This is a genomic window from Maribacter sp. 4G9 (assembly GCF_002742265.1).
Classification (GTDB): domain Bacteria; phylum Bacteroidota; class Bacteroidia; order Flavobacteriales; family Flavobacteriaceae; genus Maribacter.
The window spans coordinates 1-1,072 of sequence record NZ_MDGL01000153.1 but is presented as its reverse complement, the minus strand read 5'-3'; the positions used below and the strand labels follow the sequence as shown (position 1 = coordinate 1,072).

Sequence of the window (1,072 nt, the reverse complement as noted above, 5' to 3'; positions counted from 1 at the left end):
AACGCCTTTTAAACGACGGTAGAAATTCGTCTGCGGTACCCGGTCACTTAATTGGAAATTATTGAAAAGCTTCTCTTGATAATCCTTTTTACCCTGCATACCTAAAGTTACGATCCTTTTACGGATCGGCAAGATCGAAATGCCCCTTTTTTTATAACTTGTGCAACAGGCACAACGGCTATAGTTCATTACGGCGGAATTTCCTATCGGAAATTCCCTGTGTGTTTGCTATCTTTGGTTTCGTTGCGGAATAGTTCTGCCGAACCATTCCGCAACGAAACCATAGCCAAGACCGTTGTAGCACATTAGAGAAATGAACGTTTTAGAAGAAAATATAGCGGAATTTAAAACTGACTTTCCAAAAAGTTGGTCTTTTCTTTGGTCACCAGAAGAAGCCGAAAAAATTTCTGAAGAACATAAAGACCAAATTCACTTTCTGAATAAAAAAGGAACTGAAATTGTAAAAGAATATCTGAATTCCTCTAAAATGTTGGTTTACTCTACTGGAACTGATTGGAGTCCATTTACAAAGGGATATTTCAAAACCGAAAAGAAATTTCAAATTTCAATGGACTGTGATTCGGAAATAAAAAAATGGCTCTATAATCTCGGAATTCCATTTGACAAGTACGTTTTTGTGGAATCTGATAATTCTGGACAAGCAATTATGCTGACTTGGAAAATGGTCATCAAATATTGGGAAGGAATGTTTTGGGATACTGACCTGACAATTTTTGACGGAAGTCTGAATTGGGCACTATTTTACTATCACGAAAGTCAACTTTTTTTTGGAAAGGACAACCTATTTGACCAAGAAGCGGAATTTGAAAAAAATCTTGAACAGAATAAACTATTGAACGAAATAAAAAACCGAATAAAATAACGTGCTACAACAACGGTAACCGTTGCACAAGATATTAATCCGTGAAAAAATGGATCCGTACAAGCCTCTTTACGGGGCTTTTTTTGGTCCGCCTTAGATTGGCAGCGCTAATCTTGGATGCCTTACAAAAGCACCGAACAACGGTTCAAGGGCACTTTTGGCCCATCTTGCCAAAGCTGGTGTCATTAC

2 protein-coding genes are annotated in these 1,072 nt (G+C 37.8%); one reads left to right on the top strand and one right to left on the bottom strand.

The annotated features are described in order from the left end of the window. The coding region (locus BFP75_RS22155) for a hypothetical protein (protein ID WP_133118656.1) at positions 1-189 on the bottom strand (189 nt) is incomplete at its 3' end. Positions 190-313: 124 nt separating this feature from the next. Between BFP75_RS22155 and BFP75_RS15050 the strand changes: the two genes are divergently transcribed. Next, positions 314-883, top strand: coding sequence for a hypothetical protein (locus BFP75_RS15050; protein WP_099546196.1), 570 nt, complete (start codon positions 314-316; stop codon positions 881-883). The last annotated feature ends 189 nt before the right edge of the window (positions 884-1,072 follow it).

What these genes read in the sequence shown, in the direction of transcription:
- BFP75_RS15050 (WP_099546196.1), top strand. Translation starts at nt 314, where the DNA reads ATGAACGTTTTAGAAGAAAATATAGCGGAATTTAAAACTGACTTTCCA.